Origin of the sequence: Thioalkalivibrio sp. ALE10, assembly GCF_000381385.1 — a bacterium.
Taxonomy (GTDB): domain Bacteria; phylum Pseudomonadota; class Gammaproteobacteria; order Ectothiorhodospirales; family Ectothiorhodospiraceae; genus Thioalkalivibrio.
Window position 1 is genome coordinate 140,186 of record NZ_KB906453.1, and the last position, 22,557, is coordinate 162,742.

Here is a 22,557-nt window from a genome sequence, read left to right on the forward strand (position 1 = left end):
CCGGGCCGTGACCCCGCCACCGGCGGGACATGACCGGGGTTCGATGCCCGGCATGCTAAAGTGATGACATTTGAAACCAATGGTGTACGGCACATGACGGCAACGCGACAAGATCTCGAGAACGCCCTGAAGGAACGCATCCTGATTCTGGATGGCGGCATGGGCACGACCATCCAGCTGTACGATCTGCAGGAGGCGGACTATCGCGGCGAGCGCTTCAAGGACTGGGAGGGCGACCTCAAGGGCAACAACGACCTGCTCTCCCTGACCCGCCCGGACATCATCGAGCAGATCCACAACGATTACCTCGAGGCCGGCGCCGACATCATCGAGGCGAACACCTTCAACGGTACCCGCATCGCGATGGCGGACTACCACATGGAGGATCTTGTCCCCGAGCTGAACCGCGAATCCGCGAAGCTCGCGCGCAAGGCCGCCGATGCCTGGACCGAGAAGACCCCGGATCGTCCGCGCTACGTGGCCGGCATCCTCGGCCCGACCAACCGCACCGCTTCCATCTCGCCGGACGTGAACGATCCGGGCGCGCGTAACGTCGATTTCGACACCCTGGTCGAGGCCTACAAGGAGGCCGCCGAGGCGCTGGTCGAGGGCGGGGTGGACCTGCTGCTGATCGAGACGGTGTTCGACACCCTGAACGCCAAGGCCGCGATCTTCGCGGTCAAGACCCTGGAAGACGAGCTCGGGAAGGACCTCCCGGTGATGATCTCCGGCACCATCACCGACGCCTCCGGTCGTACCCTTTCGGGCCAGACCACCGAGGCCTTCTGGAATTCCGTGCGCCATGCGAACCCGATCTCCATCGGTCTGAACTGCGCGCTGGGGGCCAAGGAGATGCGCCAGTACGTGGCCGAGATGTCGCGCATTGCCGACACCCACGTGTCCGCGCACCCCAACGCCGGTCTGCCCAACGAGTTCGGTGACTACGACGAGACCCCGGAGCAGATGGCCGCGGACGTCGGCCCGTGGGCCGAAGAAGGCCTGCTGAATATCATCGGCGGCTGCTGCGGCACCCTGCCGGAGCATATCCGCGCGATCCGCGAGGCGGTCGAGAAGTTCCCGCCGCGCAAGGTGCCGGAGGTCTCTCCGGCCTGCCGCCTGTCCGGTCTGGAGCCGTGCAACATCGACGATAACTCGCTGTTCGTGAACGTCGGCGAGCGCACCAACGTGACCGGCTCGCGCAAGTTCCTGCGCCTGATCCAGAACGAGGAATACGACGTCGCGCTGGAAGTCGCGCTGAACCAGGTCGAGGGCGGCGCCCAGATCATCGACATCAACATGGACGAGGGCATGCTGGAGTCGCAGGATGCGATGGTCCGCTTCCTCAATCTGCTGGCCGGCGAGCCCGACATCGCCCGCGTGCCGGTGATGATTGACTCCTCCAAGTTCGAGATCGTCGAGGCCGGCCTGAAATGCGTGCAGGGCAAGCCGGTGGTCAACTCGATCTCCATGAAGGAGGGCGAGGAGAACTTCATCCGGCAGGCCGAACTGTGCCGCCGCTACGGCGCCGCGATCGTGGTCATGGCCTTCGACGAGGATGGCCAGGCCGACAACGAGGACCGCCGCGTCGAGATCTGTACCCGCGCCTACAAGCTGCTGACCGAGAAGGTCGGCTTCCCGGCCGAGGACATCATCTTCGACCCGAACATCTTCGCGATCGCGACCGGCATCGAAGAGCACAACAACTACGGCGTCGACTTCATCGAAGCGGTGCGCCGCATCAAGAAGGACCTGCCGCACGCCCTGGTCTCCGGCGGCGTGTCCAACGTGTCGTTCTCGTTCCGCGGCAACGAGCCGGTGCGCGAGGCGATCCACGCGGTGTTCCTGTACCACGCCATCAAGGCGGGCATGGACATGGGCATCGTCAACGCCGGCCAGCTGGCGGTCTACGACGATATCGACGCGAAGCTTAAGGAAGCGGTCGAGGACGTGGTCCTGAACCGCCGCGATGACGCGACCGATCGCCTGCTCGAGCTGGCCGAGGAGTACAAGGGCCAGGGCGGTGGCAAGAAGGAAGAGAACCTCGAGTGGCGCGAGTGGGAAGTCAGCAAGCGCCTCGAGCACTCCCTGGTCAAGGGTATCGACACCTACGTGGTGGACGACACCGAAGAGGCCCGTCAGGCCTACGACCGCCCGATCCAGGTGATCGAAGGCCCGCTGATGGACGGCATGAACGTGGTCGGCGACCTGTTCGGCGAGGGCAAGATGTTCCTGCCGCAGGTGGTCAAGTCCGCGCGCGTTATGAAGAAGGCCGTGGCGCACCTGATCCCGTACATCGAGGCCGAGAAGACCGGCACCGAGAACAACGGCAAGATCCTGATGGCCACCGTGAAGGGCGACGTGCACGACATCGGCAAGAACATCGTCGGCGTGGTCCTGCAGTGCAACAACTTCGAGGTCATCGACATCGGCGTGATGCAGCCGGGTGCCGAGATCCTGAAGGCCGCCAAGGAGCATGATGTCGACGTCATCGGTCTGTCCGGCCTGATCACGCCCTCGCTGGAAGAGATGGCCAACTTCGCCGCCGATCTCGAGCGCGAAGGCATGACCACGCCGCTGATGATCGGTGGCGCGACCACCTCGCGCGCCCACACCGCAGTCAAGATCGAGCCGAACTACTCCGGCCCGGTGGTCTGGGTGAAGGACGCCTCGCGTGCGGTGGGCGTGGCCCAGAGCCTGATCAGCCCCGAACTGCGCGAGAACTACGCCGCCGAGATCCGCGAGGAATACGAGAAGCTGCGCGTGCAGAACGCCGGGCGCAAGAAGAAGGTCCAGTGGCTGTCGCTGGAGAAGGCCCGCTCCAACAAGCCGGAGATCGACTGGTCCGCCTACGCCCCGACCAGGCCGAAGGCGCTGGAGACCGACGACCTGCCGGGCGAGCCGACCGTGCTGCATCCGCACGGCGATGGCTCGGTGCTGCTGCGCTTCGATGACTTCGACCTGAACAAGGTCAAGGAGTATATCGACTGGACGCCGTTCTTCCATTCCTGGCAGCTGCATGCGGCCTACCCGCGCATTCTCGAAGACGAGAAGGTCGGGGAAGAGGCACGCAAGCTGTTCAAGGATGGCCAGGAGATGCTGCAGCGCATGATCGACGAGAAGTGGGTGACCTGCCGCGGCGTGGTCGGCTTCTTCCCGGCGAACAGCGTCGATGACGACGACATCGAGGTCTATGCCGACGAGAACCGCAGCCAGGTGCTGAAGAAGCTGCACCACCTGCGCCAGCAGACCGAGAAGCGTCGCGGTCAGCCCAGCCACTCGCTGGCGGACTTCGTGATGCCGAAGGAGGCCGGTGGCCCGGACTACATCGGTGCGTTCGCCGTCAGTGCCGGCGGTGACGTGGATGCGAAGGCCGAAGAATATGAAAAGGCCAACGACGACTACCACGCCATCCTTGTGAAGAGCCTGGCGGACCGCCTGGCCGAGGCCTTTGCCGAGTGCATGCACGAATACGTGCGCAAGTACTACTGGGGCTACGTCGCGGACGAGCAGCTGGCCAACGAGGACCTGATCGAAGAGAAGTATCAGGGCATCCGTCCGGCACCCGGTTACCCGGCCTGCCCCGAGCACACCGAGAAGGCCACGCTGTGGGAGCTGCTGCAGGCGGAGGAAAACGCCGACATGACGCTCACCGAGAGCTACGCCATGCTGCCGGTGTCGGCCGTCTCCGGCTGGTACTTCGCGCACCCGGAGTCGCGTTACTTCGGCCTCGGCAAGGTCAACCGCGACCAGGTCGAGGACTATGCGAAGCGCAAGGGCATGTCGTTCGAGGAGGCCGAGCGCTGGCTCGCGCCGAATATCGGCTACGACGACAGCGACGAGGCCAAGGCGGAAGCCGCGGCCGAGCGCGAGGCGCGCAGCGCGTAACCGCAGGGTCCGCCCTGCGACCCGAATCAGGCCCCGCCCCGTGCGGGGCCTTTTTCGTGGGTGGAATACCGTGGAAGACCTGCCCCGGTTTCCGCGCGTCGCCGGATGTTTGTATCCTGCAGGCATGACCCGGCGGGCGCCCGCGCCCGTCGCCCCATACCAACGGAGCCCCGCATGACCTCAGGTCAGGAAAGCGATTCCACCCAGCACGTCCTCACTCTGCGCCAGACCCGACTGGAGGACTACGACGACATCCGCGAAATCATGGAGCGGGTATACCAGGACCTGGACGGGGCCTGGAGCGAGGCGCAGTTCCGCTCCCAGGTCACGCGCTTTCCCGAAGGGCAGATCTGCATCGAGGACAACGGGAAGGTGGTGGCGGCGGCGATCAGCCTGATCGTCGAGTACAAGCGCTTCGGCGATCACCACAACTACTGGCAGATCACCGGCAACGGCTTTCTCACCACTCACGACCCGGACGGGGACACGCTCTACGGCGTGGACATCTTCGTGCACCCCGATTACCGCGGCCTGCGCCTGGGGCGGCGCCTGTACGACGCGCGCAAGGAGCTGTGCGAAAAGCTGAACCTGCGGGCGATCGTGGCCGGCGGCCGCATCCCCGGATACGAGGTCCATCGCGACGAGATGACGCCGCAGCAGTACGTGGAGAAGGTCAAGAACCACGAGGTCACCGATCCGATCCTGACCTTCCAGCTGGCGAACGATTTCCACGTGCGCAAGATCATCACGGACTACCTCCCGGACGACGAAAAGTCCGGGGCGTATGCCACGCTGATCGAGTGGCTCAACATCTATTACGAGGAAAAGGAAAAGCTGATCGGCGGCAGCCGTTCGGACGTGCGCATCGGCGTGGTCCAGTGGCAGATGCGGCCGACCCCGGACCTCGATGCCCTGTTCCAGCAGGTGGAGTACTTCGTGGACGCGGTGTCGGGTTACCGCGCCGACTGCGTGTTGTTCCCGGAGTTCTTCAACGGACCGCTGATGGGCGCGTTCAACCAGGACTATCCGGCCGAGGCCGTGCGCCGCCTGGCGGAATACACCGAGGACATCCGCGAGGAGATGGTGCGTCTCGCGCTGTCCTACAACATCAACATCGTCGCCGGTTCGATGCCCGAATACCACGACGACGTGCTGCGCAACGTGTCCTACCTGTGCCGCCGCGACGGGACCTGGGATCGCCAGTACAAGCTGCACGTGACCCCCGACGAGATCGGCTACTGGGGGCTGCAGGGCGGCGACGAGGTGCATGTCTTCGATACCGACTTCGGCAAGATCGGCATCCTGATCTGCTACGACGTCGAGTTCCCCGAGCTGCCGCGGGTGATGGCCGATCACGGTCTGCAGATCCTGTTCGTGCCGTACTGGACGGACACCAAGAACGCCTATCTGCGGGTACGCCGCTGCGCCCAGGCCCGGGCGATCGAGAACGAGTGCTACGTGGTCATGTCCGGCTCGGTGGGTAACCTCCCGCGGGTGGAGAACATGGACATGCAGTACTCGCAGGCCGCGGTGTTCACCCCTTCCGACTTTGCGTTCCCGCACGACGCGGTGGCCGCCGAGGCGACCCCGAACACCGAGATGACCCTGATCGTGGATCTCGACCTCGACAACCTGAAGGAACTGCGCAACCACGGCTCGGTGCGCAATCTGCGGGACCGTCGGCGGGATCTCTACGCGATCGACTGGAAATCCAGCCCCGTATAGAGACGTCCGGAGCCAAAACGTGAAGATCTTCCGCGGATCCCCGCCGGGGCGGGGTGGTATTGTTCGATCATCAGCCGTAATCTGAACTACGGACGTGTCGTCCGCTGCCGTGGGCGCAGGAGGCCACGGAAAGGCATCGAGGTTTTCAGGGGGTAACCATGGCGGAAGCAGTGACGAGCGAAACGCCCGGGGCGTCTGCCGGCGGGCCGCGTACGGCCGTTCTGGTCGTGGACGATTCCAAGGTGATCCGCGTGGCCCTGCAGCGCATCCTCCGGGATACCCATACCGTGTACGAGGCCGCGGACGGCGAAGAGGCATGGGCCCGCCTGCAGGAACAGAACGACATCGGTCTGGTGCTGACCGATCTCTCCATGCCCAGGCTCGACGGGCAGGACCTCCTGATGCGCATCCGGGACGGCGCCGATGGCGTTCCCGCGGATCTCCCCGTGGGGATCGTTACGGGGCAGGAGAACGACGAACAGTCCGAGGAAGACTGGCGTTCCATGGGCGCGAACGCCGTGCTCAAGAAACCGTTCGTGCCGGGACGGGTCCGCGAGGTGGTGGCCGAGCTCCTGCCAGAGCATCCCGTGGCCGACGAGGAGACCGAGGCCGAGCTGCGCCACCTGCGTGACGAGGTCGAGCGGCTGCGGCGCGAACTGATGCTGCGCCAGAGTTCCTCCGGGGATCGCGAGCTGCACAACGAACTGGACCGGCTGCGCCAGGCCCTCGCCGAGTCCCGCGACGATGCCACCGCTGCCTATCAGCGCGCCGACGAATACGAGGAAAAGAGCCGTTCGCTCGAGCAGGAGCTGGAAGAGGCGCGCCAGCGCCTGAGCGAGGCCAGCGAGACCCTGGAGCAGGCGCAGGAACAATCGGCGGAGGAGGCCGGGGCCGCGTCCGACGACGACCGCCAGCAGCGGGTGACCGAGCTGGAAGGCGAGGTGATCCGGCTGGAGCACGAGCTGGTCGAGCTGGAGCGCGAGCGCGACAAGGCCCGTGAGGAACGCGATGCGGCGAACAAGACCGCCGAGCGCCTGCGCGGGGAACGCAATCAGCAGACCGAACGCGCGTCGGCGGCGGAGGCCGCGCAGCACGAGCTGGAGACGCAGTGCTCCGATCAGGAGAGTACGCTGGCCCAGCTGCGCGACAGCCTTGAACAGCGTGAACGCGAGCTGTCGGAGGCGATGCACAAGAACAAGTCCCTGCGCGCGCGCATCCGTGATCTGGAGCTGGAGCTCAACGGGGGGCCGAAGGCCGCGCCGGAGGCCGAGGGGCCTGCCTCGGAGCAGGGTGGGGAGGCCCCGGCCGCGACCGGCTCCGGGAAAGCCAGCTTTGATCCCCCCAGCGATCGCCTGTGGTCGCGGCCATGGTTCCGCGGGGTGCTGGTGGCCGCGGTGCTGGCCGTGATCTTCCTGGGCGTGCTGATCTACCTCCGGGGGTTCTGAGCCCCCGGAGGTTCGTGCAGCGCCCGCGTCGGGTCTACTTCAGGCGACGCTCCAGGGCCCCCAGCAGGTGCTGCCAGGAATCCCGGTCGGCGCGTTCGTCATAGCCCACCGGCATGTCGAAGCGCTCGGCGATGCTGTCGGCGTCGGGGTTGGTAAAGCTGTGCAGCACGCCACCGAAATCCACCAGGGTCCAGTCCGCGTCGGCGTTGTCCATCTCCTCGCGGAAGGCATCCACCTGTTCTTTCGGCACCATCGGGTCGGCCGCACCATTGAAGACCAGGACCTCGGGCTTCAGGGTGTCGGCCGACGCCGGGTGCTCGGTGGCCAGTGCGCCGTGGAAGCTTGCCACCAGGGCCAGATCGGCTCCGGCGCGTGCCGCTTCCAGCGCCACCGTGCCGCCAAAGCAGTAGCCCACGGCCGCCACCGGCTGGTCCGCGGTCTGATCGTGGCCGCGCAGGTAGTCGTGCGCGGCGCCGAAGCGCTCCAGCATCATGTCCCGGTTTTCGCGCACCTGCCCGGCGAATTCGCCGGCCTCGGACGGATGGTCCGCGGTGCGGCCGTCGCCGTACATGTCCAGCGAGAAGGCGGTATAGCCTTCCGCGGCCAGCTGCTCGGCGCGGCTGCGGGCGTAGTCGTTGTGCCCCCACCATTCGTGGACCACCAGCACGCCCGGACGCGGACCGTCGACCGACGGGTCCCAGGCGATGAAGCCCTCGAAGGTCTGCCCGTCGTGCTCGTAGGTCACGGATTCGGTGTGCAGGTCGGCCAGCGCCAGGCCGGGGAACAGTGCGGCCAGCGCCACGGCGGCACTCAGGCTTCGCAGTGGTTGCATGGGTGTCTCCTTGTCGAATCGCCGAATCGGCCATTCGAGTATGGTCCCGCTCCGGAATGCGAACAAGAGCGCCCGTTCCGGGATGCGTCGGGGCCGCGCAGGGGCTAAGCTGGAAATGCGGCGCGGAAGGGTAATGCCGCACGGGAGGAGATCCGATGAGCGACGAGACGGGCTTTGCGAGCCTCGAGGCCCGGGTGGAGGCGGCCGACCGGCTGCTGGCCATGCCGCAGGTGGTGTTCGAGGTCTCGCGGCTGCTGGACGACGACGAAAGTACCCAGCCGCAGATCGCTGCGGCCCTCGGGCGTGATCCCGGTCTGGTGGCTCATGTGCTGCGTCTGGCCAACAGCCCGGCCTACGCGCCGTCGCGCGCGGTGGATTCGATCGAGCGGGCGGTGGCGATGCTGGGGCGCGACGTCCTGCAGCGTCTGGTGGTGGCGAGTGCCGTGACGCGCTCCATGAACACCCTCCCCGAGCAGGAGCGTCTGCCGCTGGAGACCTTCTGGCGTCATTCGGCCTACTGCGCCGTCATCGCCCGGCAGCTGGCGCAGGCGGTGGCCCCGCGTGCGGCCGGCGTGGTCTTTCTGGCGGGCTTGCTGCACGACCTGGGCAAGCTGCTGCTGTTCTCGCAGTCGCCCGAAGCGGCGCACCGCGCCTTCCTGGCGAGCCTGGATACCGCGCAGGGCCCGTCGCCGCAGGCCGCCGAGCGCGAACAGATGGGCTTCGACCACGCCCGTCTGGGCGGGGCACTGGCCGAGCGCTGGGGGCTGCCCGAGGCCCTGGTGGAGGGCATTGCCTGGCACCACGATCCGCTTTCCGCCAGCGATCGCCATCGACCCTCGGTGGCCCTGGTGCATCTGGCCAACACCGGCGCCCATCTCGCCGAGATCGATTCGCGCGACTGGGCCGACGCGCCGCCGCTGGAGGAGCAGGCCTGGTCGATCGCCGGGGTCTCGCCGGAAATGCTGCTGCAGGCGGTGGAAGACGCCCAGCACGAGGTCCTGGCGGTGCAGGCCCTGTCCGATCCGGAGGTGGGTACGCCGGCCGGCTGATGGCCATGCGAGAACCCGGGCGGGGCGGCGGCGGTCTACCGGAACGACTGTGAGGAACTTGCCATGACCCGTTGCTCCCGCGCTTGCCCTGCTCCCGGAATACCGTGTTCCGGGCGTGTGCTCCGGTTGGCACTGCTGCTGATCGTCGGTCTCGGCGTGGCTGGCTGCGCCTCGGTGCCCGAGCGGCTGGGGCCGCTTCCCGACCAGCGCCTGGATCTGGCTACGGTGCGTGCCGATGTGGCTGCCGCCGCAGGTGCGCTCGTGGTCTGGGGCGGGGTGGTTGCGGGGGTCGAGAATACCGACGACGGGACCCGTCTGGAGATCGTCGCGCGCCCTCTGGGACGCGATGCGCGGCCGCGGGAAACCGATGTCTCTCCCGGGCGGTTTCGCGTGTGGGTGGATGACTTCCTCGAACCGCGGGACCATGCCCCCGGGCGCGAGGTGACCGTGCGCGGACGGATTGCGGGCAGCGAAGAAGGCCGCATTGGCGAGCATGTCTACGAGTTCGTGCAGCTGGAGGCCGAGGCCGTGCATCTCTGGGAACGACGCCCGCCGCCGCAGGATCGACGGTACGACCCGTGGTATGACCCGTGGTACCACTCGGGCATGCCCCGCGGTTACTACGGGCCCGGCTGGCGTCACCCCCGTCTGCTGCATCACGATCCGTATCACGACGGGCACTTCCGGTGAATCCGATGCACGAAGACAGATCCGGTAACCGTTGTTTGTCCCGTCGCGTGTCGGGCGTTGCGCGGGCTCTGCTGGCGGCCCTGCTGGCGCTGGCCCTCGCGGGTTGCGCGGCCACGCCGCTGGAGGCGCCGCGTCCCGCCGAACCGGTGGAGCCGCGCGCGGTTACCGCCGAGCGGCTGCCGCAGACCGACCAGATGTGGGGCGGCGTCATCGCCGAGGTCGACCACGGCCCCGAAACCACCGTGCTGGAGGTTCTGGCCTATCCATTACGGGGGCAGGAGCCACGCACCGGGGCGGCCAGTCAGGGGCGTTTCCGGGTCGTGGTGGACGGCTTCCTCGATCCGGTGGATTATCGCCCCGGGCGCCGCGTGACGGCCACCGGGCCGGTCACCGCGGTGGAGACTGGCCGGATCGGCGAGGCGGAATACCGCTTCCCGGTACTGGAAGCCCGGCAGCTGCATCTGTGGCCGTCGGGCACTCCCGCCGCGCCCGGACGGGTGAACTTCGGCATCGGTATCGGGATCGGACTGTGACCCGTTCAACCGTTTCAATCAGGGAGTGACATGCAAGCCATCCAGTTCAACGAGCCCGGCTCTGCCGACGTTTTATACCTGGGCGAATGCCCCGACCCGGTGATCCGCGAGCCCGACGAGGTGCGCGTGCGCCTGCTGGCGGCCGGCGTGAACCCGGTCGACACCAAGGTCCGTGCGGGCGGCATGCTGGTCGAGGGCGCGCCGCACAACACCCCCGGCTGTGACGGCGTAGGGGTCGTCGAGGCCTGCGGCGACGCGGTGCAGCACGTTCGCCCGGGGCAGCGCGTGGCGTTCTGTTTCGGTGGCACCGGCGCCGACCCGGGGACCTGTGCCGAACAGGCGGTGGTGCCCGAGGCCGCCCTGGTGCCGGTGCCCGATGCGGTCTCTGACGCCGAGGCGGCGGCGCTGCCGCTGGCGTGGATCACGGCCTGGGAGGCGCTGATCGACCGCGGCGGCCTGCAGAAGGGCGACTATGTCCTCGTGCATGCGGCCAGCGGAGGAGTCGGGCAGATGGCGGTTCAGCTGGCGCGGGCGGCCAATGCCCGGGTGCTCGGGCTGGTGCGCAGTGATGCCGGTGTGGAGGTGATGCGCGCCCTGGGGGCGGATCACGTGGACATCCGCAGTGACCGAGCCGCGACGGATATCGCCGCCTTCACCGACGGGCGTTATTTCGACCTGGTGCTGGATACCGTCGGTGGCGACACCTTCGTCGAGGGACTGGGGCAAATCCGCTTTGCCGGGCGCCTGGTGACCCTGCTGGCACCGCCCGACGGCATGGACTGGAACCCGGCGCGGCTGCAGAACGCGGCTATCCATCTGGAGCTGATGCTGACGCCGATGCTGCAGCGCAGCCGGACGGGGCTGGCGCGTCAGGCGAAGATCGTGGCCGACGGGCTGACACGCCTGGAGGCCGGCACCCTGGAGGTCAACGTCGAGGACGTCTTGCCGCTGGCGCAGACCGCGGAGGCGCACCGGCGGATCGAGGCCGGCGGGCGTCGCGGCAAGCTGGTATTGCGCATCCCTGACTGATGCGGGCCCGACCGAGGCGGGCCTGAGCGGGGAGCCGGGTCTTCAGCCGCCGAACAGGTGGCTGAAGACCCGCGCCCCGCCGATGTAGGTGCCGGCGGCCGAGCCCAGGGTCGTCAGCAGGAATACCAGCAGCACGCGCGAGACCCGGTTGTGCCACCAGCCCCGGGCGTGGGTGGTGTCCTGGCGCAGGCGGGCGAAATCCGAGACCCGGGGCTTGCGCAGGAAGATCTCCGCGGCGGCAGCCACGAAGCCGACCCCGATGGTGGGGTTCAGGGAGGTCAGCGGCGCGGCCAGCGCCGCGGTCAGCAGGGTCAGCGGATGAGCCAGGGCGATCGCCGCTCCCACCGCGGCCAGTCCGCCATTGATGACCACCCAGTCGATGATCATCTGTATCCCGATGTCGGGGTTGCGCAGGAATCCGATCACGAAGCCGGTGAGGATCACCCCCACCACGACCCACGGGACCACCTTCGGCCAGCGGGCCTTCGGCGGGGCCTGGTCGAGTTCGTCCAGGATCTCGTCCGGCGGCTGTTGCTGCTGGCCGATCTGTTCGGCGATGCCGGCCAGATGCCCGGCGCCGACCACCGCGAGGATGCGCCGGTGTTCGCCGCTGGCGGCCATGCGCCGCAGATGTGCGGCCATGTACAGGTCGCGTTCGTGGATCAGCGTGCCGTACAGGGCTTCGGACTGCTCGGCGAACTCGCTGAAGGTGTTCTCCAGCATGTCGCCTTCCTTCAGACGCTCGATCTCGCTCTCGTCGATCTTTTCGCGGCTGAGCACGCTGCCCAGCAGGCCGCCGACCAGGCCCATGCGCTGCCACCACGGCACGGCCCGGTAGGTGCGCCGCAGGGTCAGGCCCAGATCGCGGTCGATCAGTGCCAGCGGTACGCCCTGGTCCAGAGCGCCGTCCATGGCCGCGCGCATCTCCGCGCCCGGCTCGATCCCGTACTGCTCGGCCAGGCGCTGCTGATAGGCCCCCAGCGCGAGACTCGCGGCGATCATCGGGGCCTGGCCCTGGCGGATCACGCTGAACAGATCCATGCGGCCCAGTGCATCCGGGTCCAGCATGGCCCGCTGGCGGCTCTCGCACAGCTCGATGGCGACCGCGTCGAAGCTTTCGGTGTCGATCAGGCTGCGTACCCGGTCCGCGCTGGCGCGCGAGACATGGGCAGTGCCCAGCAGCACGACCTCGGTGTCCCCCAGCTGCAGTACGCGATGGGGTTCGCTGGCGATCAGGTCCTCGACGTTCGGAGTCATGTTCGGGCCGGTGGGCAGTTCTCGGGTGATCGAATCCTATCAGGCTCGTCCGCCGCCTGCCGGTTCACGGGGCGGGCGGCAACGGCTCACCCGGGGTCTCCGGGCCTTCCGCCGGGCCACGCAGGGAGTCCAGACGCTCCAGTACGCGCCGGCCGCGTTCACGGGCGCTGCGCAGCCCGGCGTGTTCGGGGTCGAGTTCCAGGGCGCGTTCCCAGGTGTCGAGGGCGTCGTGAATGCGGCCGGCGGCGTAATGCGCGCTGCCCTGTTCCAGCAATTCGGCGGTGCGTGCGTCGCGTTGCTCCTCCCAGCGTTCGCACAGGGCATCGTGGCGGTCGCGAGCGCTGTCATCCAGGCGGTCGGTGGCGATGTTGCGGCAATGCTGCCGGGCCGCGATCAGGTCCTCCTCGTCCAGCGCGCGTTCCAGTGCATCCAGCAACGCCGTGCTGTCTTCCTGATTCACTGGTTCGGGGTCCGGCCGGAGCTCGGCTTCCAGCTCGGCGATGCGCCGGTCGCGTTCCGGGTCGGGTTCGAGTTCGCGCGCCAGTCGCAGACGCTCCAGTGCGGTCTCGGGGGCGGCGTCGCGGGCATCGCGGTCGAGCTCGGCGGCGAGGCGGGCGCCACGGCGGCGCAGATCGTCGATGTTTTCGGGCAGGGTGTCGTCGTCACGCGCCAGCGGCTGCATGATGTCCAGCAGTCGCAGGCGTTCGGCCAGGGCCTGCGCCTCCATCACTCGGTGGCGGCGCTCCAGGGCGCTGAGACCGGTGCGGCGGTCACGTTCCAGCTCGGCGATGCGGCGCTGGCGTTCCTCGCTGGCCGGCAGTCGGGCATCGGCCTCCTCAAGGATGTCCAGGGCCCGCCCCACGGCACCTTCGGCCGCCTGGTTCCCGGCCTCGCGCAGGGCGTTCTCGGCGGCCTCGGCCGCGCGGGCCTCGATGGTCTCGCGACGGTCTTTGCGCGCTGCCCGCTCCTCGTCGGGCAGCGCGTCGAGGGTTTCCAGTGCCGCGCGATATTCGCCTTCGGCCACCAGCCGATCGACGCGCGTGTCGGGGTCCTGGAGCGGTTCCAGCAGGGCGCAGCCGTGCAGCGTGGCGAGCGCCAGCAGCACCGCGAGCAGGGTGTAACGGATCCGGCGTCGAATCATGCCGTGGTCCGCGAGGGGTGCACCCGCACCACGTCGACCGGCTCGCTCAGGCCGTGGAGGGCATGCTGGCCGAGGTCTTCCTGCACCAGCTTCCCGGTGTTGTGCTGGCTCATGTGAGGATGCTCCATGAAATCGCGAGTGGTGACGAGGCCCCCGGGGGGCGCGATGGTCACCAGGCGGGCGGCCAGATTGACCGTCTCGCCCACCACCGTGAACTGCATGCGTTCCCGGGCCCCCATGTTGCCCGCCAGCATCTCGCCGGCGTACAGGCCGATGCGGAATTCCACCCGCCGTTCGCCGCGTGCCTCGCGCTCCGCATTGATGCCGGCGATGGTGTCCAGCAGTGCCAGGCCGGTACGCAGGGCGGTGATGCGATGGTCGGGATCGGGCCGGGCCGCGCCGAAGACCGCCATTGTGCAGTCTCCCATGTACTTGTCCACCGTGCCGCCGTGCTCCGCGATGCACTCGGTCATGGGGCCGAAGAACTCGTTGAGCATGCGTCCGAGTGCCTCCGGGGTGCACTGCTGGGACAGCGCGGTGTAGCCGGTGATGTCGGCGAACAGCACCGAGCCCTCGACCGCGCGGCCGCCCAGCTCCACGCGGTCCAGGTTGTCGAGGATGTCCTCGGCCACTCCGGTGGAGACATAGCGTCGCAGCGCGGCCTCGACCTGATCCTTGCGCAGCAGGTCGTGGGCCATGGTGTTGAACGCCTCGGTCAGCTGGGTGATCTCGTCGCGCCGCAGCACCACCCGCGGGTCGTCCTGGTCGTCCGGGCCGGGCTGCATGCGTTCGCGCATGGATTCGGCCAGGCGTTCCAGCGGGCGCACCAGGCGCTTGGAGATGTCGATGGCGAGGATCAGGCTCAGCAGGAACACGATCGCGGCGGTGATGACGCCCGCATTGATGGTGTTGCGCATCAGTTCCTGCATCGGTGCCGAGTCGATCCGGGCCTCGATGTAGCCGACCTGGACGTCCTGGAATCGCACTTCCTGCCGGTAGGGTTCGGCCCCGGCCGTCAGCGGCCAGACCCCGTCGGCGTCGTCGGCCGGCGGAGACCCGGCCTCGGCGACCCGGCCGCGGTCGATGGCGTAGGCGGCGATGTGCTCGACCCGACCGTCCTCGACCAGCGAGTTGAGAAGGGTCTCCAGCGTGAGGTGATCTTCGGCGAGGATCAGTTCACCCGAGGTGCGGGCCACCGGGGCGACGGTCAGTTCGGCCTGGGCCTGGATCTGGTTGTTCAGCACCGTGCTGACCTGGCTGAGGATCACCCACGCCAGCACGCCGATCCCGGTCAGGGTGAGCCCGGCGATCACCGCGACGATCTTCCAGGCGATCGGCAGATAGCGGGGCGTGAAATCCGCGGGGCGCCGCTGTTCCGGTGGCCCCCCGCGACGGAACAGCCGCATCATGCCGACGCTCCGGAGCCGGGCGGGTCCAGTTGTTCGGTAATCCAGGCATGCCAGACGGCCTGCAGCTGCGGGGCGCGGGCCGCGATCGCCGGGCGCCGGGCCAGATCGCGGCGGAATACCGGTGCGCCGGACAGGTCCGCCATCGCGCCGCCCGCCCGTTCCAGCATCAGGGTGCCGGCGGTACTGTCCCACAGCGCCTGGCCGCCGTGCAGGTACAGATCCGCACGCCCGGCCGCCAGCCATGCCCATTCCAGGGCGCAGGCGCCGAGGTTGCGCTGCGACGCAAACGGGGCCGCGTCCAGCAGCGCCCGTCCCAGGGTGCGGGGAACGCGCTTGTAGTCGACCAGGGCGATGCAGCGCCGGATTTCGGGTGGAGCGGTGGCCGCGGTTTCCGGCTCGCTGCCGTCCAGCAGCAGCGGGCCGTCCTCCGTGACGGAAAACAGTTCGCCGCGCACCGGGTCGAGGGTAGCCCCGTGGGTCACCCGCTGGCCCTCGATGCGTGCCAGAGAGATGGCGAAAAACGGCAGCCCGGTGGCGAAATTGCTGGTGCCGTCCAGAGGGTCCAGAAGCCAGAACGCCGGGGCTTCGTCGAGCACGCGCTGCTGTTCCGGTTCGTCCTGTTCCTCGCTGAGCACCGGTTCGTCGATGCCGCAGTCCCGCAACAGACGGCGCACCGCGGCATCCGCGGCATGGTCGGCCGGGGTGATCACCGATCCGTCCGCCTTGTAGTCCACCCGTGTGCCACTGACGAAACGCGGCAGGAGCTCTTCCCGACCGATGGTCCGCAGGCCTTCCAGAAGGGCGGAGAAAGGGATGCTGTTGCCGTTCATGCGGTTTCCTGGACGGGGCCGGGCCTCGTCTGTGCGGCGCCGGGACCCGGGGATGGCGGCACATCCGGCGGATCGGCGGGCGTTTGCGGTGTCAGTATGCGTATCATACCGATCCATGACCGGTGTGTTGATCCTGTTAGCCCTGGCCGCGCTGGTGGCCTACCTGAACGCCAACTGGCGGGCGCACGAGCGCGCGCGGCACATCGCGCGGCAGGCCTGTGACCGCGCCGGCGTACAGTTTCTCGACAGCAGCGTGGTGCGGCGACGGCTGCGGCCCGTGCGTCATCGGGGCAATCCCGTGCTGCGGCGCGAATACGTGTTCGAGTTTGCCGGCGACGGCGTGGAACGGCGGCGGGGCTGGCTGATCCTGCGCGGAGCGGCGCTGGAGCGTATCACCCTGGACTGGCCCGAAGGCGGGCGAACGGTGGATGAAGTCGGAGGCGGCAGTCATGACCCTGAGTGAGTTGCGCTACGCGGTGGCCGTGGCCGATGCGCGGCATTTCGGCCGGGCGGCGGAGGCCTGTCACGTGTCGCAGCCGTCGCTGTCAGTGGCGGTGCGCAAGCTGGAGGACGAGCTGGGCGTGATGCTGTTCGAACGCGGCCACGGCGAGATCAGCGTGACGCCGGCCGGGGAGCGCGTGATCGCCCAGGCACGGCAGGTGCTTTCCGAGGCGGAGCAGCTGCGCAACGTGGCGGCGCAGAGTCAGGACCCGATGGTGGGGCCGCTGCGGCTCGGGGCGATCTACACTATCGCGCCGTACCTGCTGCCGGAGCTGATCCCGGTGCTGCACGAACGCGCGCCGCAGATGCCGCTGGTGATCGAGGAAAACTACACCAGCCGGCTGCGTGAACGCCTCAAGCAGGGCGATCTGGACGTCATCATCGTGTCGCTGCCGTTCGAGGAACCGGGGATCGTGACCCTGCCGCTGTACGACGAGCCGTTCGTCGGCGTTCTGCCGGGGAGTCATCCGCTGGCGGAGCGGGAGACGGTCGAACTGCAGGCGATGGCGCAGGAAACCCTGCTGCTGCTGGGTGCGGGACACTGCTTCCGCGATCAGGTGCTGGAACGCTGCCCGGAGTGTCAAAAAACCGTCACCGCGGACGGCAGCACCCCGAGCAACCTGGAGGGGTCCTCGCTGGAGACCATCCGCCACATGGTGGCCTCCGGGATGGGCGTGACCATCCTGCCGTGCACCGCCGCCGGGGCCGACCGCTACGCCCAGCGGCTGCTGGCGGTCCGGCGTTTCGAAGAGCCCGTGCCGTCGCGCCGCGTGGCGCTGGCCTGGCGCAGCCGGTTCCCGCGACCGGAGGCGGTGGAGGCCCTGCGTCAGGCGATCCTGCAGACCCCGCTGACCTGCGTGGACTTCATCCGGCCGGGAGACGGCGACGGCTGACCCGCTGCCGGTCCGTCAGTGTCGGGCCAGTACCCGGTCGCGTCCCGAGGTCTTGGCCGCGTACAGGGCCTCGTCGGCGGTCTGATACAGGCTCTGCAGGGTCGTGTGGCGGCCCAGTGCGGCCACGCCGATGGAGGCGGTGACGGCGGCTACCCCGTCGCTTTCGACGGCGGCGTCCTCTTCGCCACGCGCGCAAACCCGCACGCCGCCGATCGCCTGCCGGATCCGTTCGGCGCAGTCCATGCCGGCGCGCAGGTCCGCTCCGGGCAGGATCACGAGGAACTCCTCGCCCCCCATGCGCACGCACAGGTCCGACTGACGGCTGGATTCGCGCAGCGCGCGGGCCACTTCGCGCAGGATCTCGTCGCCCACGGTGTGGCCGAAGCGGTCGTTGAGCTGCTTGAAGTGGTCCAGATCCACCGCCAGCAGCGACAGCGGGCGGTCCTGGCGCAGACAGTCGGCCAGCCACTGCTCGCCCTGGATCTCGAAGGCCCGCCGGTTGCCCAGGCCGGTCAGCTCGTCGCGTTCCAGGTTGGCCCGCAGCCGCCGGAAGCGCCAGGCGTTGTGCAGGGCCGGAGCGGCCAGGCCGAGGATGGATTCCACCAGGGCCTGCTCCTGGTCGTCGAAGCGCCGGCCGCGCATCAGCACCAGGGAGCCGAGGTCGGTGCCGTTGTAGCTGAGGGCGTATTCGATCCGATGACGGTCGGGTTCGCCGCCTTCACGGATCTCGCCGTCGTCCGTGGTATAGATCCAGCCGCTGTGCTCCAGGTGGCCGGCCAGATGCTCGTTGATACGGTCGATCACCGCGCCCAGCTCCAGGGTGGCGGTCACCGTCTGGACGAACCCCAGGGCGTCCAGCGGTGCGCTGCGCTGCGGTCCCCCGCCGTTACTGGAGACCAGACGCAGATTGGTGGCGTTGTTGTCGCTGTTCATGGCTGCCTCGCGGTGATCGATGATTCCTGGCCGAAGCAGAAGCGAGAACCGTGCCATGTTTGCAAAATGCTGTTTCCGAAAGGATTTTTGCCAGTCGAGGAGGGCGGAGTGTCGGGTTGTCGGCACATTCTCCGGTCGGGACGGAAAAAATCCGCCGGGTCGACCGGCAAAAAGCGGCAGGATTTCGACGCCATCCAGGGTGGCAGCACGCCACGTGCACATCGAACGGCGTTTCCCTATGCTGCCGCAGCGTACAGGCCACCGTGGGAGAAGCGCCGCCATGATCCGCATGCACAACGTTGAACTGCGACGTGGACGCCAGATCCTGCTGCAGGGGGCGGAACTCACCGTGCACCCCGGCTGGCGGGTCGGCCTGACCGGCGCGAACGGTTCCGGCAAGTCCAGTCTGCTGGCCGCGCTGCAGGGCGAACTGTCACTGGATGCCGGATCCATCGAGCAGCCGGACGACTGGGTGGTCGCGCATCTGCCGCAGGAGGTTCCGGGCAGCGCGCGCCCGGCGGTGGAGTACGTGCTGGACGGTGACGCCGAACTGCGCGAACTGCAGCGGCGCCTCGAGGAAGAACACGACGGGGACGGGGCGGAACAGGCGCGGCTGTACGCGCGCCTGGATGCGATCGACGGCTGGACCGCCGAGGCCCGCGCCCGGCGCCTGCTGGCCGGGCTCGGGTTTTCCGACGCGGACGGCGACCGGCCGATGTCGGATTTCTCCGGCGGCTGGCGCATGCGCCTGGGGCTGGCGCGCACCCTGATGACGCGCTCCGACCTGCTGCTGCTGGACGAACCCACCAACCACCTGGACGTGGAAACCATCGTCTGGCTGGAAGGCTGGCTGGCACGTTACCCCGGCACCGTGATCGTGATCGCCCACGACCGGCGTTTCCTCGACGCCGTGGTCACGCATATCGCCCATATCGAACGCGGCGCCCTGACCCTGTACAGCGGCGGCTACACCCAGGCCGAGGCCCGGCGCGCCGAGGCCATGGCGCAGAGCGAGGCGGCCGCGGCGAAGGTGGCCGCGGAACGCGCCCATCTGGAGCAGTTCGTGCGGCGTTTCCGTGCCAAGGCCAGCAAGGCACGCCAGGCCCAGAGCCGACTCAAGCGGCTGGAGGCACTGGAGGACGTCGCGGTGATCCGCGCGGCGCGCCCGGTGCATCTGCACATCCCGTCACCGCAGCGGCTGCCCGACCCCCTGCTGGCCCTGGACCGCGCGACCGTGGGCCATGGCGAGTCGCGGCGTCTGCATCCGGCCAGCCTGCGGTTGCGCCCGGAGGACCGGGTCGGGATCCTCGGTCCCAACGGTGCCGGAAAATCGACGCTGCTGGCCCTGCTGGCCGGCGAGCTGGAGCCGGATAGCGGCGAACGGCGGCCGGCCCCGGACCTGCGCATCGGTTATTTCGCCCAGCATCAGCGCGAGCAGCTGGACCTGGCGGCCTCGCCGCTGGCGCATCTGCAGCGGCAGGATCCGCGCGCTGCGGAACAGGACCTGCGCAATTTCCTCGGCGGACTGGGGTTCGGCGGCGAGCGGGCCGACCGTCCGGTGGGCGAGTGCTCCGGGGGCGAGCGCGTGCGCCTGGTCCTGGCACGGCTGATGTGGCAGGCGCCGTCGCTGCTGCTGCTCGACGAACCCACCAACCATCTGGACCTGGACATGCGCGAGGCGCTGGGCGAGGCGCTGGAGGCCTACGCCGGGGGGCTGGTGGTGGTGGCGCATGACCGCGAGCTCCTGGCACGGGTCTGCGACCGCTTCTGGCGGGTGGAGGACGGTCATCTGAGCGAATTCGACGGCGATCTCGACGACTATGCGCGTGAACTCCAGGAGCGTCGGAGCGGGGACGAAGCGGGACCGGAACCGGCCGGGCCGGGGGGTGCGGCGGCGGCTTCCGGAGAGGATGCCGGGGCCGGCCCGGTGGTGTCGCAGAAGGATCGCCGGCGCGAGGCGGCGCGGGCCCGCGAGGCCCTCAAGCCCCTGCAGCAGCGCGCCGATCGCGCCGAGGCGGAGTGCGCGCGCCTGCAGGAGCGGCTGGACGCGATCGAGGCCGAGCTGGCCGACAGCGAGCTGTACACCGGCGATGCCGAGGCCGCGGACCGCCTGGCGGCGCTGACGCGCGAGCAGGGCGAGCTGCGTCGCCGGCTGGAGGATCACGAAGGGGAATGGATGGAGGCCATGGAGGCCCTGGAAGCGGCACGCCCCGATGCCGGAGGCTCCCCGGCGGGGAAGTGAAAGGCCGACCCTTGCACTCGGAAATTTTCGGGTCTATATAATCGGGTGAGTGCAACGAAACGAGGAGTCATGCGATGAACGCACAAGAGCTGAATCGTCGTTGTGTCGAACTCTTCCATCATCCGGACGCGCAGAACCACATGTGGCATCCGCGGATGTTCTGGGAGACGAATCAGGTCGAGAACCCGAAACCCGAGGACCTGCAGCAGCCGAAGGTGGATCTGCGCGAACTCGAGGTCCTGCTGTCCGAGGTCACGCATCAGCCGTCGCAGTGCGCGGACGAGCTGGAAAAGGAAGATCCGGGTCGCGTGTCGCTGATCCGGCACATGACCGATCGCGGCGACATGCCGTTTCTGCATCGCCCGCATTGAACGAGGCCGGGGTTGTCCGACGCCGGATCGGCCAGGGGGCTGGCCTCCTGATATGGATCGCATCGCAACTATCTGTGCCAAAGGGTGTTTTTTGGCGCAGATCTTGGCCGATCCCGAAGACTTCATGGATTGCGATGCGATCCATGGGGTCTACGGGGGTGTGGATGGGTGCCCGTTCGGTAGGAGGCCGGCCCTCCGGCCGATGGGGTCCGGCGTCGGATCGGCCAGGGGGCTGGCCTCCTACGCGGTGGGGCGGATTATGTCGTAGGAGGCCGGCCCTCCGGCCGATGGCGGCGGTGGGCCGGTCCCCGGCCGTTGGTGCAGCGGTTGGGCCTGATCGGCCAGAGGGCTGGCCTCCCACGGGGGTGTGGATGGGTGCCCGTTCGGTAGGAGGCCGGCCCTCCGGCCGATGAGGTCCGGCGCCGAAATCGGCCAGGGGGCTGGCCTCCTACTGGATGATGAAGTTGGAGAAGTACAGGGCGTCGATCAGCGGGGCGCCGGTAAGCTCTTCCATGATCTCGCGCAGCTCCTCCACGGCTTCGCCGCGCAGCGCTTCGCGGCCGTCGCTGCGGCGCACTTCAGCCGGGTCGCGTCCGCCCATGACGTGGATCAGGCGGTCGCGGACTGCGGGCATGTGGTCGCGCACCCGGTCCGCGTCTTCCTGTGAGGCGGTCTCCAGCTGGATGTTCGTCTGCAGGTAACGGGCCGCGCCGGGGTCCTCGAGGTTGACCACCAGGCTGTCCAGGGTTACGTAGCGCGAATCGCCGTCTTCCGCGGCGGCCGGGACGGCGGCGAGCGCCAGCAATACAAGCAGGATCAGGGCCGGGAGTCCGGTGCGGGAGACGGGCTGTTTCACGGATCGGGGCATCATGTCGGTCTCGGTTCGGGGATGGATGTCGCGACCGCCGCTGCGCGGCGATGGGGCTGCTGGCGGAAGTAACCCGCCATTTCCTCGTAGACCGCGGGCAGGTCCCGCCGCAGGCGGTCGGGCTCGAAGAAGAAGGCCTCGGCGGCCACCGCGAGGAATTCCTCGGGCGCGGTGGCGGCATAGGGGTCCAGCGGCAGATCCTCCTCGGATACGCCCGGGGCGTCGACCCGGGCGTTGAACCATTCCCAGGCCTCGCTGAAGGCGGCGGTCCAGGCGGCCGGGTCGCGGTCGCGCGGCAGCGGCGGAAAGCCGTTCACGTCGCCGTTGCCGCCGTCCAGGATATGCGTCACCTCGTGCACCACCACCGCGCCGTGCTCGAGGACGTCATTCCACGACAGGATCACCGGGCCGCGCTCCCAGGCCTCACCGGCCTGGGGCATCGCCCCCCGGTGCACGATGCCGTCCTCGTCCACCCATTCGTGATCGGGCACGAAGGTGTCGGGGTAGATCAGCACGGTATGCCAGTCGCGGTAGGGTTCCAGCCCCAGTTCCAGGACCGGCAGGGCGGCGTAGGCGGCGATCACGTGGCATTGCCAGGGTTCCGGTTCGTGGTCGATCCCGACGAACTCCTTGCTGCCCAGCAGCCCCTCGATGCGTTCACGCAGGCGCTCGGCCTCCGCCGAGTTCAGGGTGCGGATAAACGGGACCCGCCGGCGCAGGTCGGTCCATTCGGTGTCCGCCAGGGTCACGCGCCGCCCGTCGCCCGCCCGGGGCGGGCGGCCCAGGCTGCGCAGCCAGTCTCCCAGGCGTCGGGGCAGGGGCAGGTTCACGATGGATGCGGATCCGAAGGGATGAATGACCAAACTGCCAGAACCCGCGCGCGCTGCAAAGCGCCCCCCGGGAAGTGCACGGGAAAGCGCGGGT

19 protein-coding genes are annotated in these 22,557 nt (G+C 68.6%); 11 read left to right on the forward strand and 8 right to left on the reverse strand.

Annotation, left to right across the window (positions count from 1 at the left end):
* Nucleotides 1-93: 93 nt before the first annotated feature.
* From metH to F788_RS0108790, 3 genes are all read left to right on the forward strand, one after another.
* Nucleotides 94-3,885 (forward strand): methionine synthase, encoded by a 3,792-nt coding sequence (metH, locus tag F788_RS0108780; RefSeq protein ID WP_018869115.1) that lies wholly within the window; start codon nt 94-96, stop codon nt 3,883-3,885.
* 174 nt (nt 3,886-4,059) lie between these two features.
* The gene (locus tag F788_RS0108785) at nt 4,060-5,610 is read left to right on the forward strand and encodes a bifunctional GNAT family N-acetyltransferase/carbon-nitrogen hydrolase family protein (RefSeq protein ID WP_018869116.1); all 1,551 of its coding nucleotides are present in this window, start codon (nt 4,060-4,062) and stop codon (nt 5,608-5,610) included.
* A gap of 158 nt (nt 5,611-5,768) precedes the next feature.
* Entirely contained in the window at nt 5,769-7,055 is a 1,287-nt protein-coding gene (locus F788_RS0108790; protein WP_018869117.1) for a response regulator, read from the forward strand.
* A 34-nt stretch (nt 7,056-7,089) separates the two neighbouring features.
* On the opposite strand, the gene F788_RS0108795 is transcribed toward F788_RS0108790, so the two are convergent.
* Nucleotides 7,090-7,887, reverse strand: coding sequence for a dienelactone hydrolase family protein (locus F788_RS0108795; RefSeq protein WP_019570164.1), 798 nt, complete (start codon nt 7,885-7,887; stop codon nt 7,090-7,092).
* Between the two features lie 155 nt (nt 7,888-8,042).
* Here F788_RS0108795 and F788_RS0108800 point away from each other — a divergent pair, with 155 nt between their 5' ends.
* From F788_RS0108800 to F788_RS0108815, 4 genes are all read left to right on the forward strand, one after another.
* Nucleotides 8,043-8,936 (forward strand): HDOD domain-containing protein, encoded by an 894-nt coding sequence (locus F788_RS0108800; RefSeq protein ID WP_018869119.1) that lies wholly within the window; start codon nt 8,043-8,045, stop codon nt 8,934-8,936.
* A gap of 63 nt (nt 8,937-8,999) precedes the next feature.
* Nucleotides 9,000-9,626, forward strand: a complete 627-nt coding sequence (locus F788_RS0108805) for a Slp family lipoprotein (RefSeq protein ID WP_304412335.1) — start codon at nt 9,000-9,002, stop codon at nt 9,624-9,626.
* A 47-nt stretch (nt 9,627-9,673) separates the two neighbouring features.
* Nucleotides 9,674-10,159, forward strand: a complete 486-nt coding sequence (locus F788_RS0108810) for a Slp family lipoprotein (protein ID WP_019589923.1) — start codon at nt 9,674-9,676, stop codon at nt 10,157-10,159.
* A 30-nt stretch (nt 10,160-10,189) separates the two neighbouring features.
* Complete coding sequence (locus tag F788_RS0108815) at nt 10,190-11,188, forward strand: zinc-binding dehydrogenase (protein WP_019589924.1); 999 nt, start codon at nt 10,190-10,192, stop codon at nt 11,186-11,188.
* A 42-nt stretch (nt 11,189-11,230) separates the two neighbouring features.
* On the opposite strand, the gene F788_RS0108820 is transcribed toward F788_RS0108815, so the two are convergent.
* From F788_RS0108820 to F788_RS0108835, 4 genes are all read right to left on the reverse strand, one after another.
* The gene (locus tag F788_RS0108820; protein ID WP_019589925.1) at nt 11,231-12,445 is read right to left on the reverse strand and encodes a TraB/GumN family protein; all 1,215 of its coding nucleotides are present in this window, start codon (nt 12,443-12,445) and stop codon (nt 11,231-11,233) included.
* Nucleotides 12,446-12,509: 64 nt separating this feature from the next.
* Complete coding sequence (locus F788_RS0108825) at nt 12,510-13,586, reverse strand: tetratricopeptide repeat protein (RefSeq protein WP_019589926.1); 1,077 nt, start codon at nt 13,584-13,586, stop codon at nt 12,510-12,512.
* Nucleotides 13,583-14,995, reverse strand: coding sequence for an adenylate/guanylate cyclase domain-containing protein (locus F788_RS0108830; protein ID WP_019021622.1), 1,413 nt, complete (start codon nt 14,993-14,995; stop codon nt 13,583-13,585). The genes F788_RS0108825 and F788_RS0108830 overlap by 4 nt, the downstream gene beginning before the upstream one ends.
* A complete protein-coding gene (locus tag F788_RS0108835; protein WP_019021623.1) occupies nt 14,992-15,825 on the reverse strand; it encodes an inositol monophosphatase family protein in 834 nt (277 codons plus the stop codon). The genes F788_RS0108830 and F788_RS0108835 overlap by 4 nt, the downstream gene beginning before the upstream one ends.
* Nucleotides 15,826-15,940: 115 nt before the next feature.
* Between F788_RS0108835 and F788_RS0108840 the strand changes: the two genes are divergently transcribed.
* Nucleotides 15,941-16,288: a DUF3301 domain-containing protein gene (locus tag F788_RS0108840; protein ID WP_018869127.1), complete on the forward strand. Its 348-nt coding sequence runs from the start codon at nt 15,941-15,943 to the stop codon at nt 16,286-16,288.
* Nucleotides 16,275-17,219, forward strand: a complete 945-nt coding sequence (locus F788_RS0108845) for a hydrogen peroxide-inducible genes activator (protein WP_019570174.1) — start codon at nt 16,275-16,277, stop codon at nt 17,217-17,219. The genes F788_RS0108840 and F788_RS0108845 overlap by 14 nt, the downstream gene beginning before the upstream one ends.
* A 15-nt stretch (nt 17,220-17,234) precedes the next feature.
* Here the strand turns inward: F788_RS0108845 and F788_RS0108850 are convergent, their stop codons facing one another.
* Nucleotides 17,235-18,152: a GGDEF domain-containing protein gene (locus tag F788_RS0108850; protein WP_019021625.1), complete on the reverse strand. Its 918-nt coding sequence runs from the start codon at nt 18,150-18,152 to the stop codon at nt 17,235-17,237.
* Nucleotides 18,153-18,432: 280 nt separating this feature from the next.
* On the opposite strand from F788_RS0108850, the gene F788_RS0108855 reads away from it, so the two are divergent.
* Together F788_RS0108855 and F788_RS0108860 are read left to right on the forward strand one after the other, a co-directional pair.
* Nucleotides 18,433-20,394, forward strand: coding sequence for an ABC-F family ATP-binding cassette domain-containing protein (locus F788_RS0108855; RefSeq protein ID WP_019589927.1), 1,962 nt, complete (start codon nt 18,433-18,435; stop codon nt 20,392-20,394).
* A 74-nt stretch (nt 20,395-20,468) separates the two neighbouring features.
* Complete coding sequence (locus F788_RS0108860) at nt 20,469-20,765, forward strand: hypothetical protein (protein ID WP_019570177.1); 297 nt, start codon at nt 20,469-20,471, stop codon at nt 20,763-20,765.
* 448 nt (nt 20,766-21,213) lie between these two features.
* On the opposite strand, the gene fliL is transcribed toward F788_RS0108860, so the two are convergent.
* Together fliL and F788_RS0108875 are read right to left on the reverse strand one after the other, a co-directional pair.
* Nucleotides 21,214-21,636 (reverse strand): flagellar basal body-associated protein FliL, encoded by a 423-nt coding sequence (gene fliL, locus F788_RS0108870; RefSeq protein ID WP_019589929.1) that lies wholly within the window; start codon nt 21,634-21,636, stop codon nt 21,214-21,216.
* On the reverse strand, nt 21,633-22,463 hold the full coding sequence (locus F788_RS0108875) for a zinc-dependent peptidase (RefSeq protein ID WP_019589930.1): 831 nt from the start codon (nt 22,461-22,463) through the stop codon (nt 21,633-21,635). Before F788_RS0108875 ends, fliL begins: the two co-directional genes overlap by 4 nt.
* Nucleotides 22,464-22,557: the final 94 nt, after the last annotated feature.